1 protein-coding gene is annotated in these 1,055 nt (G+C 67.4%); it reads right to left on the bottom strand.

Annotation, left to right across the window (positions count from 1 at the left end; all coding sequences use genetic code 11):
• Window positions 1-1,055 (bottom strand): S-(hydroxymethyl)mycothiol dehydrogenase (locus BST38_RS28775; protein WP_083146945.1); only part of this gene is annotated, 1,055 nt, incomplete at its 3' end.

Raw genomic sequence — 1,055 nt, 5'->3', positions numbered from 1 at the left:
CCGGCGTGCATTTTGTGGAAGGCGTCTTCGATGTGGTCGAGGCTGATGCGTTCGGAGACGAATTTGTCGAGGGGGAAGCGGCCTTGGAGGTAGAGGCTGATGAGGGTGGGGAAGTCGCGTTCGGGGAGGCAGTCGCCGTACCAGGAGGACTTGAGTGCTCCGCCGCGGGAGAAGAAGTCGATCAGGGGCATGTCGAGGGTCATGTCGGGGGTGGGGACTCCGACCAGGACGACGGTGCCGGCGAGGTCGCGGGCGTAGAAGGCTTGTTTCCAGGTTTCGGGGCGTCCGACGGCGTCGATGACGACGTCGGCGCCGTAGCCGTCGGTGAGGTCCTGGATGGTGGCGATGGGGTCGAGGTCTTTGGCGTTGATGGTGTGGGTGGCGCCGAAGTGCCGGGCCCAGTCCAGTTTCCGGTTGTCGGTGTCGACGGCGATGATCTTTTTGGCGCCGACCAGTGCCGCGCCGGCGATGGCGGCGTCGCCGACGCCGCCGCAGCCGATGACCGCGACGGTGTCGTCGCGGGTGATGGCGCCGGTGTTGATGGCTGCGCCGAGGCCGGCCATCACGCCGCAGCCGAGCAGGCCGGCGGCGGCGGGGTCGGCGGCGGGGTCGACTTTGGTGCACTGACCTTGGTGGACGAGGGTTTTGTCGGCGAAGGCGCCGATGCCCAGGGCGGGGGTGAGTTCGGTGCCGTCGGTGAGGGTCATTTTTTGTGCGGCGTTGTGGGTGTCGAAGCACAGGTGGGGGCGGCCGCGTTTGCAGGCGCGGCATTGTCCGCAGACGGCGCGCCAGTTGAGGATGACGAAGTCGCCGACGGTGACGTTGGTGACGCCTTCGCCGATGGTTTCGACGGTGCCGGCGGCTTCGTGGCCGAGCAGGAAGGGGAACTCGTCGTTGATGCCGCCTTCGCGGTAGGTCAGGTCGGTGTGGCAGACCCCGCAGGCCTGGATGTTCACGACGACCTCGCCGGGTCCGGGGTCGGGGATGACGATGTCGACCACCTCGACCGGCTGGCCCTTGGCCCGCGAAATCACACCACGCACTGTCTGAGTCAT

The sequence above is a fragment of the Mycolicibacterium parafortuitum genome, assembly GCF_002086815.1.
Classification (GTDB): Bacteria; Actinomycetota; Actinomycetes; order Mycobacteriales; family Mycobacteriaceae; genus Mycobacterium; species Mycobacterium parafortuitum.
The sequence above is the reverse complement of the archived record's forward strand: the minus strand, read 5'-3'. Positions and strand labels throughout refer to the sequence as shown.